This window comes from Pseudomonas poae, from assembly GCA_028869255.1.
GTDB classification, from domain to species: Bacteria; Pseudomonadota; Gammaproteobacteria; order Pseudomonadales; family Pseudomonadaceae; genus Aquipseudomonas; species Aquipseudomonas poae_C.
Map to the genome: position 1 here is coordinate 4290187 of CP110972.1, position 18437 is coordinate 4308623.

The window sequence follows — 18437 nt, forward strand, 5'->3', positions numbered from 1 at the left end:
TCATTTCTCCATCGGCGTGGCTTCGCGGCCGCGCAGGACGATGTCCCAGCGGTAGCCGAGGGCATAGGAAGGAATGGTTTTTTCCAGGTCGAAGCTGGCGATCAGGCGCTGCTTGGCCGAGGTGTCCGGCACGCAGTTATAGATCGGGTCGTATTCCAGCAGCGGGTCGCCGGGGAAATACATTTGCGTGACCAGCCGTGTCAGCACGCTCGGGCCGAACAGCGAAAAGTGGATATGCGCCGGGCGCCACGCGTTGTGGTGGTTGCCCCACGGGTAGGCACCGGGCTTGATGGTCTGGAACTGGTACCAGCCATCGGCGTCGGTGACGGTGCGGCCGGTGCCGGTGAAATTCGGGTCCAGCGGCGCGTCGTGCAGGTCGCGCTTGTGGTTGTAGCGACCGGCGGCGTTGGCCTGCCAGATCTCCACCAGAATCCCCGGCACCGGCAGGCCGTTTTCATCCAGCACACGCCCGTGAATGATGATGCGCTCGCCTTGCGGCTCGCCCTCGTGCTGTGCGGTGAGGTCATTGTCCTTCTCATTGATCCGCTCGGCGCCAATGGTCGGGCCGGTGATTTCCGACAAGGAATGGGGCAGGAACACCAACGGCTTGGACGGCGAACGCAGGTTCGTCGACTGGTAGGCCGGGTGCAGGTAATCAGGTTGAGTGCCCGCTTGCGGGCGCCGGTAACCGGGCTTGTCACTCATGGAGCAATCCTCTCTTATTAGATGCGTTCAATGGCCAGGGCCAAACCTTGGCCCACGCCGACACACATGGTCGCCAGGCCTTTGCGGCCGCCGGTTTTCTCAAGGTGGTGCAGCGCGGTCAGGACCAGCCGTGCGCCGCTCATGCCCAACGGATGGCCAAGGGCGATGGCGCCGCCGTTCGGGTTGACCTGGGGTGCGTCGTCGGCAATGCCCAGCTCACGCAGCACCGCCAGACCTTGGCTGGCGAAGGCTTCGTTGAGTTCGATCACGTCAAAATCGGTGACTGCCAACCCCAGGCGCTCCACCAGTTTGCGCACCGCCGGCACCGGGCCGATGCCCATCACCCGTGGCGCGACAGCGGCGCTGGCCATGCCCAGCACGCGAGCGCGGGCGGTCAGGCCGTGTTTTTTCACCGCTTCGGCAGAGGCCAGAATCAGCGCCGCGGCGCCGTCATTCACGCCCGAGGCATTGCCGGCGGTGACGGTCTTGTCCGGGCCGTTGACCGGTTTGAGCTTGGCCAGGGCTTCCAGGGTGGTGTCTCGTGGGTGCTCATCATGCTCCACCAGGGTTTCGCCTTTTTTATGCGCAACCCGCACCGGCACGATTTCTTCGGCGAAGAACCCGGCAGCCTGGGCGGCGGCGGTGCGCTGCTGGCTGCGCAAGGCGAAGGCGTCCTGGTCGGCGCGGGACACGCTGTAATCGTCGGCGACGTTGTCGGCGGTCTGTGGCATCGCATCCACACCGTACTGGGCCTTCATCAGCGGGTTGATAAAACGCCAGCCGATGGTGGTGTCTTCCAGCTTCATGTTGCGCGAAAACGCCGCGTCGGCCTTGCCCATCACAAACGGCGCACGGGACATCGCCTCGACGCCACCGGCAATCGCCAGCTCCATCTCGCCGCTGGCGATGGCACGAAACGCGGTGCCGATTGCGTCCATGCCCGAAGCACACAGGCGGTTGAGCGTCACGCCCGGGATACTCTCCGGCAGGCCCGCCAGCAGCAAGGCCATGCGCGCCACGTTGCGGTTGTCTTCACCGGCCTGGTTGGCGCAGCCGAGGAATACCTCGTCCACCGCTGCCCAGTCCACCGAGGGGTTGCGCTCGATCAGGGCCTTGATCGGCAACGCCGCCAAGTCATCGGCGCGTACCGTGGACAAACCACCGCCGAACCGGCCGATGGGGGTGCGGATGGCATCACAGATAAATACGTCGCGCATCAGGCTTCTCCAGGCGCTTGACCATGGGCGGCGGCGGTGCGCGCTTCGAGGTCACGCAGGGCGGTCAGCTCGACCTCGGTAGGTTGCGCGGTGGTGCTCACCTGCTCCGCAAAGCGAATCGCCCAACCGGTGGCGGCAATCACTTGCTCGCGGGTCACGCCAGGGTGCAACGCGGTGACCACGAACTCATGGGTGCCCTCCTCCGGCTCCATGATGCACAGGTCGGTAATAATGCCGACAGGACCGGCACCCGGCAGGCCCAGGCGTTTGCGCGAATCGCCGCCTTCGCCGTGGCCGACCGAGGTGATGAAGTCCAGCTTGTCGACAAACGAACGCGCCGACTGCTTGAGGATGATCAGCACGCTCTTGGCCGAACCGGCGATTTCCGGCGCGCCACCGGCACCCGGCAGGCGCACTTTGGGCTGGTGGTAATCACCGACGACGGTGGTGTTGATATTGCCAAAACGGTCAACCCGGGCTGCGCCCAGAAAGCCCACGTCAATGCGCCCGCCTTGCAGCCAGTAGCGAAAAATCTCACCGGTCGGTACCACGGTGTCGGCGGTTTCCGCCAGCTCGCCATCGCCAATCGACAACGGCAATACCGATGGTTTGGCGCCAATCGGGCCGGATTCGTAGATCAGCACCACATCCGGCGACGAAGTCAGCCGCGCCAGGTTGGCCGCCTTGGACGGCAGGCCGATGCCCACAAAACACACCGAGCCGTTCTTGAGGCGGCGGGCGGCGGCGACGGTCATCATTTCATTGGTCGAGTAAGCCATCACTTGGCCTCCTGCGCGGTGGCCAGCTTGGCCTGGAATTCACTGAAATCGGCAGTGCCGTGGATGTATTCATCGATCCAGGCGGTAAAGGTCCCACGGTCACGGGCGATTGGGTCCCACGCCTGGTAGAAACGGTTGTCGCGTTCGTTGTAGCCGTGGGCGTAGGACGGGTGTGCGCCACCGGGTACGTGGCACACCGCAGTCAGGGCCCAGGTCGGCAGCACGCAGCTGTTCATCGGCGCGTTCAGGTCGTCGACGATTTCTTCCACGGTGACGATGCAACGCTTGGCCGCCAGGGCCGCTTCCTTCTGCACGCCCAAGATGCCCCAGAGCAGCACGTTGCCCTTGCGGTCGGCTTTTTGCGCGTGGATCACGCTGATGTCCGGACGCACCGACGGCACCGCCGCCAGCACTTCGCCGGTGAACGGGCAGGTCACGGTCTTGATCAGCGGGTTGACTTTGGGCAGGTCGGAACCGGCGTAGGCACGCAGCACCGCAAAGGGTAGCCCTGAGGCGCCGGCAACGTAGGCATTGGCCAGGTCGGCGTGGCTGTGCTCTTCGATTTCCAGCGGTTGCGGCCATTGTTTCTCGACCGCGTCGCGCAGGCGATGCAGGGAGCCCACACCCGGGTTGCCGCCCCAGGAGAAAATCAACTTGCGGGCGCAACCGGCGCCGATCAACTGGTCGTAGATCAGGTCAGGCGTCATACGCACCAGCGTCAGGTCTTTCTTGCCCTGACGAATGATTTCATGACCCGCTGCTGTAGGGATCAAATGGGTGAAGCCTTCCAGTGCGACGGTATCGCCGTCGTTCACAAACTGCTTCACCGCGTCGCGCAGCGCAAGAATTTCAGCCATGGGGTTGGGCTCCCGGTGTGGATCGAAAAAGGCGCTGAGGTGGCGCCGAAGTGCTTGAAGATTAAGCCGGGGATTTGGGCCAAACAATCCGATAATCGACTCAGCGTTCGATTATCGAACAGATTGTTGTCTAGCTAATCTTTCCTGCGAAACACTCAAACTCAACTGGGCACAATCAATGTGAGAGCTGGCTTGCCTGCGATGCAAACGACTGGGTCCGACAGTTGAACCGGCGCGATGCATTCGCGGGCAAGCCAGCTCCCACAGAGGCCAGCGCAATCTAAGCACCGCGCCCACCCTCAAGTGGCGTCGGCGTGGCTGACCATCCCTTTGATCACCACCGCAGCAGTGGCCAACGCGGCCGGGATCACCAACGCTGTCAGCACCTGCTCAAAGTTCCAGCCCAGGCCCAGCAACGTGGCGCCCATCCATGCGCCGAGGATCGCGCCAAAGCGGCCGATGCCAAGCATCCAGGACACCCCGGTGGCGCGCCCCTGGGTCGGATAGAAGCGCGCCGCCAGGGACGGCATCGCCGATTGGGCACCGTTGACACACATGCCGGCGACCAGCACCAGGGTTGCCAACAGGGTGATATTGCCCAGGCTCTGCCCGACCGCGTAGGCAAACACCCCGGCCAGCAGGTAAAACGTGCCGATGACCTTGTGGGGGTTGAACCGGTCCATCGCCCAGCCCACGCCGACGGCACTCAATACCCCACCAAACTGGAACAATGCGCCGATAAACGCGGCCTGTTCGAGGCTGGCGCCGCTGTCACGCATCAGGGTCGGCAACCAACTGGTCAGCAGGTAAACGATCACCAGGCCCATAAAGTAGGTGAGCCACAGCAGCAAGGTGCCGGCGCTGTAGGTGCCGGAGAAAATCACCGCGAATACGTTGCGCGCCTTGACGGTTTTCTGCTCCGGCACGCTGAAGCCGGTGGCCTGGGCGACGATGGAGGGTTCGATGGGCGACAGGGTTTTGCGCACCTTGTCGGTCCCTCGGTTGCGCACCACCAGGTAGCGCGCCGACTCCGGCAGCCACAGCACCAGCACCACCACCAGGATCAACGGCAAGATGCCGCCAATCATCAGCAAGGCGTGCCAGCCGAACGCCGGGATCAGCTTGGCCGAGATAAACCCACCCCCCGCCATGCCCAGGTTGAAGCCACAGAACATACTGGTCACCAGCAGCGACTTGTGGCGTTCGGGGGTGTATTCGGAAAGCAGGGTCGTGGCGTTCGGCATGCCGGCGCCGAGGCCCAGCCCGGTGAGAAAGCGCAACACCAGCAATTGGTCGACATTGCTGCTGTAGGCCGAGGCCAGGCTGAACGCGCCGAACACCAGCACCGCGCCGACCAACACCACCTTGCGCCCGAAACGATCCGCCAGCGGCCCGGAACCCAGGGCGCCGAACACCATGCCGATCAACGCAGCACTCATCACCGGGCCGAGGCTGGCGCGGTCGATGCCCCAATCCTGGGACAGCGCAGGCGCAATAAAGCCCATGGCGGCGGTGTCGAGGCCATCGAGGAAGACAATCAGGAAACACAGGATCACCACGCGCCACTGGTAGCGTGACAGTGGCTGGGCATTGATAAAGGACTGGACGTCCAGCGTGGTACCGACAGAAGGCTGATTCATTATCTTTATTCCACACCGATGGCGGGCATACGACCTGAGGTCGTCGTTATTATTGGCGGCGGCCCCAGAGGAGCGCTGCCGCACAGTAATAAGCCAGGGGAAACACCGTCAATTCATCAAACCGGGATCTGTGCGGTCACCGAACAGCTTAGGCAAACAGTTGTGCACTCAACTCACGGCTGGCACTGAGCATGCTCGGCAAAAATCGCTGCTCCAGTTCGCTGCGGCTGACTCGGCCGGCATGCGTGCTGACGTTGAGCGCGGCCAGCACCTGGCCGGACGCGTCGTACACCGGCACCGCGATGGAGCGCAGGCCCTGCTCCAATTCCTGATCCACAATGCACCAACCCTGCTGACGCACTTGTTGCAGGCATTCGAACAAAGCTTCGGGAGTGGTCAGCGTGCGGCTGGTTTTGGTTTGCAGGTCGGCGTGGTCGAGGTAATCCTGCAGCGAGGCGTCGTCCAATGCCGCCAGCAGGATGCGGCCCATGGAGGTGCAATACGCCGGCAAGCGCCCGCCCACCGACAGGTCCACCGAAATCAGGCGCTGAGTGGTGGCCGAACGGGCGATATAGAGAATGTCGTCGCCTTCAAGGGTGGCCATGTTGCAGGCTTCGTGGAGTTGCTCACTCATGCGGTCAAGGTAGGGTTGGGCCGACACCGCCAGCGGCGTGGACGACAAGTAGGCGTGGCCCAGGGTCAGGACTTTGGGCAACAGCGAATAAGTCCGCCCATCCGTGGTGGCATAACCCAGCTTGATCAACGTGTGCAGGCAACGGCGTACGGCGGCGCGGGGGATTTCCGTGCGGTGGCTGATCTGGGCGATGGTGAGGTGGCGCTTGCGCTCCTGGAACGCCTGCACCACAGCCAGACCACGGGCCAGGGAGGTCATGAAATCCGGATCACCGGTAAATGCCTGGATACGCTTGGCCGGCGAGGCAACGATCGGCGGCGCCACTGACGCGAAAGAGTTGCGCAATTGATCGTTCATGTCGGGTTCCTTTCTCTTATTGTCAACCGCGCTATTACAAGCCGCGCCGCGGGGCATGCACAAGGCAGGGCCTGGAACATTGGGCGATTATCGGACGATCATTCGATTATCGCAAACCGGCAACGCTCCTCGCCTGCGGGCTGACATCGCGTGAAAAGTTACAAAAGGGTTTTATTACGCCTAAAGTTTCCTGGAACTTCTGGCGCCAGAATATCCACAAAGACCGACGCGCTCATGTAACAAAGCCCTCACGCGATGTTGACGCTTTTTAACTTTCTGCCGATAGTGTTATTCAAATCCGCCGCTATAATGCACCCTATCGGCAGGTCTACCCGATCTCATGCTCGAGACCGAAGCTCATCAGACGATGCACAGGCAGTGCATTGCCGATTGCAACTCGCGGCCTTGAATGCTCGCACTAATAAGTGGCCACGTGTGCTTATTTCAAACTTGAATGCTTCAATCGTTCAATTTGGAACAGCCCGAGGGCGGCATTCAGGCATAACGCTGCAACTTATTAAACTCAACTCAATTAGGTAACACTGTGACGAAAGACGAACTGCGCGCGGAACTTGAGCGCCAGGAGCAACGTTACAAGGACGTTTACGGCGGGGAAGTCACCACCTACGCCGCCCAGCCTGAACCTGAGCGCAAACCCTGGCGCAAACGAGCCAGCCTGCTCGACCAGGCATTTGCCCAGGAAATCCAGAAGATTGAACAGGAACTCAAAACCGAAGAGCCATAAGCGATTCGGTTTGAGCCGCAGGTTTTCGCCCTGACTGCTGGCATATAGCTAGCAGTCGGCAAGCTTGCATCCCACTGCATTTAGCGAAATTTCATACAAATGTTTCAGACATGACGTTTTAGTGACAATCCCCCGCCCTGCGCGCCCCCTGCTTTATAAATCAAAGACTTGCCAAAGCCCCGAAAACCCTGGGATGCGCGCCTTTCCCCGCGTTTTTTTCATCGAAGATTGTTACCGATGAGCAGCTAGTGCATCGATTACCGAGGTTTTCTGGCATAATCGCGCCCCCTTACGACCGGGTCAGAAAACCTTCATGATCGATTTATTCAGCGGACTGGATGCTTGGGTTCTCGTGAGCCTGTTGCTCGCCCTGGCCTTTGTCCTCGCCTTCGAGTTCATCAATGGCTTTCGTGACACCGCTAACGCGGTGGCCACAGTCATCTATACCAAAGCCATGCCGCCGCACCTGGCCGTGTTCTTCTCCGGGGTGTTCAACTTCCTCGGCGTGTTGCTCGGGGGGTGGGTGTCGCCTACGCCATCGTGCACTTGCTGCCGGTGGAGTTGCTGATCAATGTGAACACTGGCCATGGTTTGGCGATGGTCTTCTCATTATTGGCCGCAGCGATCACCTGGAACCTGGGCACCTGGTACTTCGGTATCCCTGCCTCCAGCTCCCACACCCTGATCGGCTCGATCCTGGGTGTCGGCCTGGCCAATGCCTTGATCAACGATATTCCGCTGGCTGACGGTGTGAACTGGCAGAAGGCGATCGATATTGGCGCATCCCTGGTGTTCTCGCCGATGGCCGGTTTCCTGGTCGCAGCCTTGGTGCTACTGGGCCTGAAATGGTGGCGCCCGCTGTCGAAGATGCACAAGACCCCGGACCAGCGCCGCAAGCTCGACGATAAAAAGCATCCTCCGTTCTGGAACCGCCTGGTCCTGGTGATCTCCGCCATGGCCGTGAGCTTTGTACACGGCTCCAACGACGGTCAGAAAGGTATCGGCCTGATCATGCTGGTGCTGATCGGTATTGTGCCGGCGCAATTTGTACTCGACCTGGGCAGCACCACTTACCAGATCGAACGTACCCGCGACGCTACCTTGCACCTCAACCAGTTCTACCAGCGCAACCACGAGACCCTCGGTGAGTTCCTGGCCCTGGGCAAAAGCGTGAAGAACGACCTGCCGGGCAAGTTCCAGTGCAACCCGCAGCAGACCGAGCCGACCATCGAAGCGTTGCTGAGCACATTGAAAGGTGTCTCCGATTACCATTCGCTGACGGCCGAACATCGTATTGAAGTACGTCGCTATCTGCTCTGCCTGGACGATACCGCGAAGAAAGTCGGCAAACTGCCGGGCCTGGAAGCGCGTGAGAAGTCCGACCTCGACAAATTGCGCAAAGACCTGACCGCCACCACCGAATACGCGCCGTTCTGGGTGATCCTCGCGGTGGCACTGGCCCTGGGCCTGGGTACCATGGTGGGCTGGAAGCGTGTGGTGCTGACGATTGGCGAGAAGATCGGCAAGCAGGGCATGACCTATGCCCAGGGCATGTCGGCGCAGATCACCACGGCGAGCATGATTGGCCTGGCCAACATTTTCAGCCTGCCGGTTTCTACTACGCATGTGCTGTCGTCGGGTGTGGCCGGGACTATGGTTGCCAACAAGAGTGGGCTGCAAGGTGGCACGGTGAAGACTATTCTGATGGCGTGGGTGCTGACCCTGCCGGCGACTGTGGGGCTGTCGGCCGGGTTGTTCTGGTTGGCTTCCAAGGCGTTGGGTAGCTGATAGGCTGCGGCTGATAAAGAAGGCGTGATCTTGCTGAAGATCGCGCCTTTTTTTATGGCTGATTGGGGGGTACATATCCGTTTTTGTGGTTACGGCTGATATTGGTTTCGCTCTTACAGCGAGTCACTTTTGGAAAGAGCCCAAAAGTAACCAAAAGGCTCTTGCCCCACCACTCGGCACCTCGCCTCCGGCTCGGTGTGCCCGCACGCAGACTTGAATCCGTGGGCCGCCGCGATGGGCCATCCATGGCCCAGCGCGGCTAACCCGGCGTCCTGCCGGGTTACCCACGGATTCAAGCCTGCGTGCGGCCAGCGTGGTTAATGGGGCGCCTAGATCAAGATCAAAAGCAGAGCACGGCGGCCTAGTAGCCGACCTGAATGGTGTAGATCAAGAGCGGTTCGGCGTGCGCAGTGGGGTGCTTTTCTGTGGGAGCTGGCTTGCCTGCGAAAGCATCAACTCGGTGTGCCTGACAGGTCGAGGTGTCTGCATCGCAGGCAAGCCAGCTCCCACATTTGAACCGAGTACAGCTTCAATGCTCAGGTCGGCTGTCAGGCCGCCTCGCTTTGCTTTGTTTTAGCCGTGGCCCTTACATCCTTACCGCTGACGAAGTCAGCGATCTTTTGATCCAGGGCTTTTGATTGTGATCTGAGACGCCCCGTCAATCACGATGGCCGAACGCAGGCTTTGGAGCGTGGGCAACCCGGCAGGACGCCGGGTTAGCCGCGCTGGGCCAAGGATGGCCCATCGCGGCGGCCCACGCTCCAAAGCCGGAGTGAGGGCACACCGAGCCGGAGGCGAGGTGCCGAGTGATGGGGCGAGGACCTTTTGCTTACTTTTGGGTCCTTCCAAAAGTGAGTCGCTGTAAGAGCGAAACCATACTCAGCCGTTACCCAAACAACGGATATACACACAAAAAAACAACCAAAAAAAAGGGCAACCGAAGTCGCCCAAAATGCCTTGCGTGCCCCTATAACCCGAAAGAACTTACGGTTCTTTACGCTTATTAGCGTCCTTCCAGATAAAAATCCCAAACCCTACAAAAAACACCACCATGAGGCTGACAGTCAGCACCCCGGCAAACACCACATTATCGATAAACATGACCGGCCTCCTGCACTTGCCCTGTTGCGATAGGGCTAACTTAATGCACAAACCCGATTGGAAAATTGACGAGGATCAATGTCGCCCGCAACGGGACGTAAAGAAGGGCAATAACTGACCTGCATCAACCGACACAGACCATTTCAACGCTTTTTCGGCTTGTTCTTCGACTTTTTCTTAACTTTGCCCAACGGCATGGCCTGCTCAAATGCCTGGCGCACCTCATTCAGGCGCTTGTCATTAAGGTCATGCACACGCTTGGCACGCTCAGCATTCAGGTCAATCAGCTTGTCATCATCACTCATGGCTTGGCTTACGTCGTGGCGGAAATGCCCCAATAATGCGGCCTCCCCCGCCCGACGGCAAATCAGCGGGCGACAAAAGGCAGGCCATCAACCAAAATCGGCACTTTCCACGCAACCGAATAGGCGCACCCAGGTGTCACTGCACAAGGACCTTCCCCCGCTGCTGGCCCTGCGCGCCTTTGAAGCCGTGGCCCGGCACTTGAGTTTTATCAAAGCGGCCAATGAGTTGTCGGTAACCCAAAGCGCCCTCAGCCACCAGGTGCAAAAACTCGAACAGCACCTGGGCAAACCGCTGTTTATCCGACGCACCCGTGCGATCGATCTGACCGCCGACGGCCAACGCTACTACGAAGAAATCCGCCCCGCCCTCGACGCCATCGCCGCCGCCACTCGCGCCCAGCGAACAGCGCCCAGTACCAGCGTGCTGCGCGTCGGCCTGCTGGCCTCCTTCGCCACCCTGTGGCTGGCCCCGCGCCTGGCTGCGTTTTTGAACCGCTACCCGCATATCCAGGTGGAGCTGTTGCCGGCGATTCAATTGGCCAATGTCGCTGGCGCCGAGGTCGACCTGGCGATTCGTTATGGCAAGGGCGACTGGCCCGACGTGCAGGCCACGCGGCTGATGCCTGAAGTGATCTCACCGGTCTGCAGCCCGGCCTTCAAGGCCAGCCAGTTGCACAACGGGCCGTTGCTGATGGCCACTTCGCACCGCCCCTTCGAGTGGACGGATTGGTCGGAGCATTATCAAGTCGACCTCGAACACCACCCACGCGTGCTGCTGCACGACTACAACATCGTGGTCGAAGCCGCCGTAGCCGGCCAGGGCATCGCCATGGGGCGTCACCGTTTGATCGAGCGCAAACTCCAGGACGGCAGCCTGGTGCAAGCCTACGACTGGCCGCCGTATCGCAGCGAGATCGGTTACTGGCTGATCGCGCCCCAGGGCGCCGTCAGTGAAGCCGCCAGGTGTTTCAGCGAGTGGCTGAAGGACGCCTGCCGCGACGCGTGAGTTATTTCGATACGTCGCGTGAGATCTATGCGTTTGTCGCCCACCGTCGCAGCCAACATGCTCAAACCTCTGACCCCAGGAGGTTTCACCATGAGCAACTCCATTCGCCAACGTGTGCACGCCATCGGCCTGACGCTGCCCACCCCAAGCCAGCCGGCGGCCAACTACATCAGCTGTGTGGTGAGCCAGAACCAGCTGTTTATCTCCGGGCAAATTCCATTGGTCGACGGTAAACCCGCCTACCTCGGCCGGCTGGGCGAAGGCCTCAGCGATGAGGACGGCGCTCAGGCGGCAGAGCTGGCGACGCTGGGCCTGCTGGCGCAATTGAGTGAAGCCGTAGGAGATGACCTGGCGCGTGTGGTGCGCACTCTGCGCCTGGGCGTATTCATCGCCAGCAGCGGCGACTTCTCGCGCCAGAGCGCGGTCGCCAACGGTGCCTCGAACCTGCTGGTCAACGCCCTTGGCGACAAGGGCCGGCATGTGCGCAGCGCCGTGGGCGTGTCCAGCCTGCCAGCCGGTGTGGCCGTGGAAGTCGATGCGATTTTCGAGCTGCAGCCGTGAGCCCGCTTGAGGCGCAGCAGCTACGCGACAGCACACCCGGCTGCCGCTCGGGCATCGTGCATTTCAACCATGCCGGTGCATCGTTACCCAGCCAGGCAACCCTCGATGCAATCATCGACCAACTGCAACGCGAAGCCCGTGATGGCCCGATGGAAGCCGGCGAGCATGGCGCCATCCTGGTGGAAAAAGCCCGCCGCGCCGCCGGGCAATTGCTTAACGCGCCGGCCGCCTCGATTGCCTTTGCCGGCAGCGGTTCGAGCGCCTGGAGCATGGCCTTCCAAGCCCTGGGCCCGTGGCAACCCGGTGAGCGCATTCTGGTCGGCCGTCACGAATGGGGCGGCAACCTGGCGAGCATGCAGTGGGCGGTGCAGGCCGGGGCGCGGGTGGAGGTGATCCCTTGCGATGCAAGCGGCGCCGTTTGCCCGTTGGCGCTGGAGGCGATGATCGATGCCAACGTGAAGCTCATCGACCTGACCTGGCTCCCGGCCAACGGTGGCCTGATCAACCCCGCCGAGGCAATCGGAGCGGTCGCCAGGCGGCATGGCATTGCCTACTTCATCGACGCCGGGCAAGCGCTCGGCCAAGTGCCGGTGGATGTGCAGGCGCTGCAGTGCGATGTGCTCAAGTCGGCCGGGCGCAAGCACCTGCGCGGGCCACGTGGCACGGCGCTGCTGTATGTGCGGCCGGATTTTCTGCAGCACTTGAACCCGGCCCAGCGCGATGTGTTGTCCGCCCCTGGACCGCCGAGGGGTTCGACCTGCGCAACGACGCCCGGCGCTTTGAAACCAGCGAAGTGTCCTACGCCTTATTGGCCGGGTTGGGCAATGCGTTGCAGGAGATAAACCGACTGGGTGTAGAGCGGACATGGGAGCGGGTCTTGCAACTCAGCGCACGAATCCGCGAAGCGATGCGTCAGATCCCGGGAGTTTCTCTGCACGACCTGGGCACCCATCACTCAGGACTGATCGCCTTCAACCTCGCCGGCTGGGACGCCTTCGAACTCAAACGCCGCCTGGCGCTCAAGCGCATCAACATCGGCGCCAATGACGTGGCCTATACCCCGCTGGATATGCAGGCGCGGGCGCTGAAGAGTATTGCGCGGATTTCCGTCAGCCCGCTCAACACCGAAGAGGACATCGAGCACCTCATCGCGGCGCTGCACGCATTGCGCGATTAAACCTCGACGTCCACCCACAAACCCTGGCGCGGCGCGTCTTCGATCAGCGGCACCACCGGCACCGTGTTGTCGGCGTTCAGCACGTCACCGGGGATCGCCAGGTGTACTTCAGGGTCTTCGTCGGCTTCGCGCCGGCGTTTCTGCTGCTCCTGCTGGCGGCGCTGTTCTTCACGCAAGAGGAACGTCGACTGCTCGGAATCGCCCTTTTTCAGGTCGATCGTGCTTTCGTTGGAGCCCGGTTGCACTGGCACCACGGGCGGGATATCCGGCTTCTGGCGGACCGGATCGAGTTGTGACGTGACCGGCACAACGCTCACGGGCAGCATGGGTGGCAGCATAATAGTTATTCTCCTGATCATCAGGCTGTCGGCGGGCACAGCAGCGACTTGAGCACTGGCGCGCCAAGCTGTGACCCAGTCGACACTCGCAAGTGCCCGCCACCCGTCGATTGCGCCTCTGAACCCGCGTGCAAACGGAGTAGTTTTTGTCAGAGTCCTTGGGCGTGGGGGCTTGTTCCGTTAAGATAGTCGGCTTTTTCACGGCGGGAGTCAGGCAGCATGGCGCAGCAGTATCAACCGGGGCAACGCTGGATTAGTGACAGCGAAGCAGAGCTGGGGTTAGGCACCGTTCTGGCACAGGACGGGCGCTTGTTGACCGTGCTCTATCCGGCCACTGGCGACACTCGCCAGTATGCGCTACGGAATGCGCCCCTCACTCGCGTGAGGTTCTCGCCGGGTGACTCAATCACCCATTTCGAAGGCTGGAAAATGACCGTACAGGAGGTCGACGACGTCGACGGCCTGCTGGTCTACCACGGCCTCAATGGGCAGAACGAGCAGGTCACCCTGCCGGAAACCCAACTGTCGAACTTCATCCAGTTCCGTCTGGCCAGCGACCGTCTGTTCGCCGGGCAGATCGACCCGCTGGCCTGGTTCTCGCTGCGCTACCACACCCTGGAACACACCAGCCGCCAGTTGCAGTCCGCGCTGTGGGGCCTGGGCGGTGTACGTGCACAACCCATTGCTCACCAACTGCACATCGCCCGTGAAGTCGCCGACCGTATCGCGCCACGGGTATTGCTGGCCGACGAAGTGGGCCTGGGCAAGACCATCGAGGCCGGCCTGGTGATCCATCGCCAGCTGCTATCGGGCCGCGCCAACCGCGTGCTGATCCTGGTGCCGGAAAACCTGCAGCACCAGTGGCTGGTGGAAATGCGCCGCCGCTTCAACCTGCAAGTCGCGCTGTTTGACGAAGAGCGCTTTATCGAAAGCGATGCCACCAACCCGTTCGAAGACACCCAGCTGGCCCTGGTGGCCCTGGAATGGCTGGTGGACGACGAGAAGGCCCAGGATGCGCTGTTCGCCGCCGGCTGGGACCTGCTGGTAGTCGACGAAGCCCACCACCTGGTGTGGCATGAAGAAAAAGCCAGCCCCGAGTACTCGCTGGTCGAGCAACTGGCCGAAGTGATCCCGGGCGTGCTGCTGCTCACCGCCACGCCTGAGCAACTGGGCCAGGACAGCCACTTCGCCCGCCTGCGCCTGCTCGACCCGAACCGTTTCCACGACCTGCAAGCCTTCCGCGCCGAGAGCGAAAACTATCGCCCGGTGGCCGAAGCCGTGCAGGAGCTGCTGGACAAGGGCCGCCTGTCGCCTGCCGCGCACAAGACTATCCAGGGTTTCCTGGGTAACGAAGGCGAGGCGTTACTCACCGCCGTCAACGATGGCGACACCGAAGCCAGCGCACGCCTGGTGCGCGAGTTGCTCGACCGCCATGGCACCGGGCGCGTGCTGTTCCGCAATACCCGCGCCGCCGTGCAGGGTTTCCCCGAGCGCAAGCTGCACGCCTACCCGCTGCCGAACCCGGACGAATACCTGGAGTTGCCGCTGGGCGAACATGCCGAGCTGTACCCGGAAGTCAGCTTCCAGTCGCAGCCCGACATTGAGGAAGAAAACCGCTGGTGGCGCTTTGACCCACGGGTCGAATGGTTGATCGACCAGCTGAAAATGCTCAAGCGCACCAAGGTCCTGGTGATCTGCGCCCACGCCGAAACCGCCATGGACCTGGAAGACGCGCTGCGCGTGCGCTCCGGCATTCCGGCCACGGTGTTCCACGAGGGCATGAACATCCTCGAGCGTGACCGCGCCGCCGCCTACTTCGCGGATGAAGAGTTCGGCGCCCAGGTGCTGATCTGCTCGGAAATCGGCAGTGAAGGTCGCAACTTCCAGTTCTCCCACCACCTGGTGCTGTTCGACCTGCCGTCCCACCCTGACCTGCTGGAACAGCGGATCGGCCGTCTGGACCGGATCGGCCAGAAGCACGTGATCGAACTGCACGTGCCGTACCTGGAAACCAGCCCGCAAGAGCGTCTGTTTCAGTGGTATCACGAGGCGCTGAACGCGTTCCTCAACACCTGCCCGACCGGTAACGCCTTGCAGCACCAGTTCGGCCCGCGCCTGCTGCCGCTGCTGGAAAACGCCGACGACGGCGAGTGGCAAACCCTGGTCGACGAGGCCCGTGCCGAGCGCGAGCGCCTGGAGCAGGAACTGCACACCGGCCGCGACCGCCTGCTGGAGCTCAATTCCGGCGGCGCCGGTGAAGGCGATGCATTGGTTGAAGACATCCTTGAGCAAGACGACCAGTTCGCCCTGCCGATCTATATGGAAACCCTGTTCGACGCGTTCGGCATCGACAGCGAAGACCATTCGGAAAACGCGCTGATCCTCAAGCCCAGCGAAAAAATGCTCGACGCCAGCTTCCCCCTGGGTGACGACGAAGGTGTGACCATCACCTACGACCGTAACCAGGCACTGTCGCGTGAAGACATGCAGTTCATCACCTGGGAACACCCGATGGTGCAGGGTGGCATGGACCTGGTGCTGTCCGGTTCGATGGGCAACACCGCCGTGGCGCTGATCAAGAACAAGGCGCTCAAGCCGGGCACCGTGTTGCTGGAACTGCTCTACGTCAGCGAAGTGGTTGCCCCGCGCTCGCTGCAACTGGGCCGCTACCTGCCGCCGGCCGCGCTGCGCTGCCTGCTGGATGCGAATGGCAATGACCTGTCGGGCCGCGTGTCGTTCGAAACCCTCAACGACCAGCTGGAAAGCGTGCCACGGGCCAGCGCCAACAAGTTTATCCAGGCCCAGCGCGATCAGCTGACGCCACGGATCAACGCCGGCGAAGAGAAAATCACCCCACGCCACGCCGAGCGTGTGGCCGAGGCCAAGCGCCGCCTGGCAGCGGACACCGACGAAGAGCTGGCACGCCTGACCGCGTTGCAGGCGGTCAACCCGACCGTACGCGACAGCGAATTGGTGGCCCTGCGTAACCAACGCGAGCAAGGCCTGGCCATGCTCGACAAGGCGGCGCTGCGACTGGAAGCGATTCGGGTGTTGGTGGCGGGTTGATAGTTAACCTGCCCGACTGAAAAAACACTGTGGCGAGCGGGCTTGCCCGCGTTGGGCCGGTAGCGGCCCCCAATCCGCAACCACGTTTTGTCTGAAGAAATGTGGTGATCGTATTGGGGCTGCTTCGCAGCCCAACGCGGGCAAGCCCGCTCGCCACAAGCTGCCTTAGGCTGTTGCCGCCGAAGCCGGCACCACCACCTCGCTCAAGCCATCCTTCATTCGCTTGGCATCGCGCACAAAACTGCGCGACGCCTGGAACAGAAACAGCATGGTCAAGAACAGCGCCACCGGGATCAGGTACATGGCGTCGTGCAAGCCCACCGCTTTATAAGCCTCGGTCATCTGCGTCGCCCCCTCGGCATACATCGCCGAATGGGCAAAGTGATCCGACAAGCCGCCCACCACAATCGGTCCCATGCCCCCGCCCAGCAAGTACAACCCGGCAAAGAACAGCGCCATCGCCGTGGCCCGCAGGCGCGGTTCAACCACGTCCTGAATCGCCGTGTATACGCAGGTGTAGAAGTTATAGGCAAACAACCAGCCCACACTGAACAGCGCCACGAACACACCGATCTCAATACGCCCGGCATGCAAGGCCCAGGCAGTGGTGACGGTGGAGATGATCAGGCTGCACGCCGCGAACAACAGTCGCCCATTGGCAACCCGCTGATGAATCTTGTCGGCAATCCAGCCGCCCAAGGTCAGGCCCACCAGGCCAGTGACGCCGACAATCACCCCAGTGGCGACCGCCGCCTCCTGCAAGGGCATCAGGAAGTAGCGCTGCAGCATCGGCACCAGGAACGAGTTGCACGCATAGGTCGCGAAGTTGAAGCACAGCCCCGCCAGCACCAGCCACAGGAAGGTCGGCACCGCCAGCACGCGGCGGATCGGGCGGTCGACGCGTTCCTGTGACACTTGCACGGTTTCCGCGGCGCCGCGCTTGGGCTCCTTGATATAGAACATGAACACCGCCAGGATCATCCCCGGCACGGCTGCGATAAAGAACGGCGCACGCCAGCTGTCGAACGCCTTGACCATCCAGCCGATGGTGAAGAAAGCCAGCAACAGCCCCAGCGGCAGGCCGAGCATGAAAATCCCCATGGCCCGGGCGCGGCGGTGCGCCGGGAACAGGTCGCCAATCAACGAGTTGGCCGCCGGGGCATAGCTGGCTTCACCAATGCCGATGCCCATGCGCACCAGCAGGAAGGTCCAGAAACTGCCGACCATGCCGTTCACCGCCGTCAGCCCGCTCCAGGCGAACAGGCCCCAGCCCATGAGTTTGCTGCGCGAGCCGGTGTCGGCCAGGCGCCCGAGCGGCAAGCCGGCAATGGCGTAGACGATGGTGAAGGCGGTGCCGATGATGCCGAGCTGAAAGTCGCTCAGGTGCCATTCCATGCGGATTGGCTCGATGATGATCGCCGGAATGGTGCGATCGAAGAAGTTGAACAAGTTGGCGAGGAACAGCAGGAACAGAATGCGCCAGGCATTCGCCGCTTGGGTCGAGTTCTGCATGGGTCCGTCTCTTTTATTGTTATTAGAGCTGCGATGCCCGATGCATCCTGCCCGGTAACTGCAACATAGTCAGGCAGCACGCGGTTGTCTGTAATGATTCGTAAAGCTGATAGGGCATGATTTCACCCGTGGGCATGGGACTTTGCCTACGCAAAATATAAGTGCGCGCCCCTCTTCCCAAGGGCCATGGCGGGGATAGAATGGCGAGCCTTCCCGTAGTCCCCCAATCCCTGCTTTCTTATCGATGACGCCCATGTCCGAAGCCAGTCCGTGTCTGAGTTGCGGTGCCTGCTGTTCATACTTTCGTGTGTCTTTCTTCTGGGGAGAGTGCGCCTCATCGGGGGGCACGGTGCCCGATGACCTGGTGGTACAGATCAACCCCACCCGCGTGGCGATGATCGGTACCGACCAGAAACCCGCCCGCTGCTGCAGCCTTGAAGGCGAGGTGGGCAAGGGCACCCGCTGCACCATTTATGAGCAACGGTCGAGCCCTTGCCGTGAGTTCGAGGCATCATGGGACCAGGGCGTGCAGAACGTCGATTGCGACGCCGCTCGCGCAGCGTTCGGCCTGCCGCCCTTGGAGGCGCCGTTTGAGTTGGACCTGCCCATCAGCGCTTAGCATTAAACGCTATCAGGGGCATGCCAAAAT

Annotated in this window: 14 protein-coding genes and 2 pseudogenes; 7 read left to right on the top strand and 9 right to left on the bottom strand. The window is 61.8% G+C overall.

What is annotated here, in order from left to right:
• The 6 genes from pcaH to pcaR form a co-directional block, all read right to left on the bottom strand.
• On the bottom strand, window positions 1–705 hold the full coding sequence (pcaH, locus tag LRS56_19505) for a protocatechuate 3,4-dioxygenase subunit beta (protein ID WDU61026.1): 705 nt from the start codon (window positions 703–705) through the stop codon (window positions 1–3).
• A gap of 17 nt (window positions 706–722) precedes the next feature.
• A complete protein-coding gene (gene pcaF, locus LRS56_19510) occupies window positions 723–1925 on the bottom strand; it encodes a 3-oxoadipyl-CoA thiolase (GenBank protein ID WDU65781.1) in 1203 nt (400 codons plus the stop codon).
• Complete coding sequence (locus LRS56_19515; protein WDU61027.1) at window positions 1922–2704, bottom strand: CoA-transferase subunit beta; 783 nt, start codon at window positions 2702–2704, stop codon at window positions 1922–1924. Before LRS56_19515 ends, pcaF begins: the two co-directional genes overlap by 4 nt.
• Window positions 2701–3558 carry a CoA transferase subunit A gene (locus LRS56_19520; GenBank protein WDU61028.1) on the bottom strand — a complete coding sequence of 286 codons (858 nt, stop codon included), beginning with the start codon at window positions 3556–3558 and terminating at the stop codon, window positions 2701–2703. The genes LRS56_19515 and LRS56_19520 overlap by 4 nt, the downstream gene beginning before the upstream one ends.
• A gap of 299 nt (window positions 3559–3857) precedes the next feature.
• Window positions 3858–5198 (bottom strand): MFS transporter, encoded by a 1341-nt coding sequence (locus LRS56_19525; protein ID WDU61029.1) that lies wholly within the window; start codon window positions 5196–5198, stop codon window positions 3858–3860.
• 148 nt (window positions 5199–5346) lie between these two features.
• Window positions 5347–6189: a pca regulon transcriptional regulator PcaR gene (gene pcaR, locus LRS56_19530; protein WDU61030.1), complete on the bottom strand. Its 843-nt coding sequence runs from the start codon at window positions 6187–6189 to the stop codon at window positions 5347–5349.
• A gap of 544 nt (window positions 6190–6733) precedes the next feature.
• On the opposite strand from pcaR, the gene LRS56_19535 reads away from it, so the two are divergent.
• Entirely contained in the window at window positions 6734–6934 is a 201-nt protein-coding gene (locus LRS56_19535) for a hypothetical protein (GenBank protein ID WDU61031.1), read from the top strand.
• Window positions 6935–7247: 313 nt separating this feature from the next.
• Window positions 7248–8722: pseudogene (locus LRS56_19540) on the top strand (inorganic phosphate transporter).
• A gap of 1244 nt (window positions 8723–9966) precedes the next feature.
• Here LRS56_19540 and LRS56_19545 read toward each other — a convergent pair.
• On the bottom strand, window positions 9967–10128 hold the full coding sequence (locus tag LRS56_19545; GenBank protein WDU61032.1) for a hypothetical protein: 162 nt from the start codon (window positions 10126–10128) through the stop codon (window positions 9967–9969).
• 133 nt (window positions 10129–10261) lie between these two features.
• On the opposite strand from LRS56_19545, the gene LRS56_19550 reads away from it, so the two are divergent.
• The 3 genes and pseudogenes from LRS56_19550 to LRS56_19560 all read left to right on the top strand — a co-directional run bounded on the left by LRS56_19550 (window position 10262) and on the right by LRS56_19560 (window position 12872).
• Window positions 10262–11134 carry a LysR substrate-binding domain-containing protein gene (locus LRS56_19550; protein ID WDU61033.1) on the top strand — a complete coding sequence of 291 codons (873 nt, stop codon included), beginning with the start codon at window positions 10262–10264 and terminating at the stop codon, window positions 11132–11134.
• A gap of 90 nt (window positions 11135–11224) precedes the next feature.
• Window positions 11225–11695, top strand: a complete 471-nt coding sequence (locus tag LRS56_19555) for a RidA family protein (GenBank protein WDU61034.1) — start codon at window positions 11225–11227, stop codon at window positions 11693–11695.
• Window positions 11692–12872, top strand: a pseudogene (locus LRS56_19560) (aminotransferase class V-fold PLP-dependent enzyme). Before LRS56_19555 ends, LRS56_19560 begins: the two are co-directional and overlap by 4 nt.
• Here the strand turns inward: LRS56_19560 and LRS56_19565 are convergent.
• Complete coding sequence (locus LRS56_19565) at window positions 12869–13210, bottom strand: aspartate-semialdehyde dehydrogenase (protein WDU61035.1); 342 nt, start codon at window positions 13208–13210, stop codon at window positions 12869–12871. The pseudogene LRS56_19560 and the gene LRS56_19565 overlap by 4 nt on opposite strands.
• Window positions 13211–13429: 219 nt before the next feature.
• Here LRS56_19565 and rapA point away from each other — a divergent pair, with 219 nt between their 5' ends.
• Entirely contained in the window at window positions 13430–16276 is a 2847-nt protein-coding gene (gene rapA / locus LRS56_19570; protein ID WDU61036.1) for an RNA polymerase-associated protein RapA, read from the top strand.
• 165 nt (window positions 16277–16441) lie between these two features.
• Here rapA and LRS56_19575 read toward each other — a convergent pair whose 3' ends face one another.
• On the bottom strand, window positions 16442–17788 hold the full coding sequence (locus LRS56_19575; GenBank protein ID WDU61037.1) for an MFS transporter: 1347 nt from the start codon (window positions 17786–17788) through the stop codon (window positions 16442–16444).
• A 253-nt stretch (window positions 17789–18041) separates the two neighbouring features.
• On the opposite strand from LRS56_19575, the gene LRS56_19580 reads away from it, so the two are divergent.
• On the top strand, window positions 18042–18407 hold the full coding sequence (locus LRS56_19580; GenBank protein WDU61038.1) for a YkgJ family cysteine cluster protein: 366 nt from the start codon (window positions 18042–18044) through the stop codon (window positions 18405–18407).
• Window positions 18408–18437: the final 30 nt, after the last annotated feature.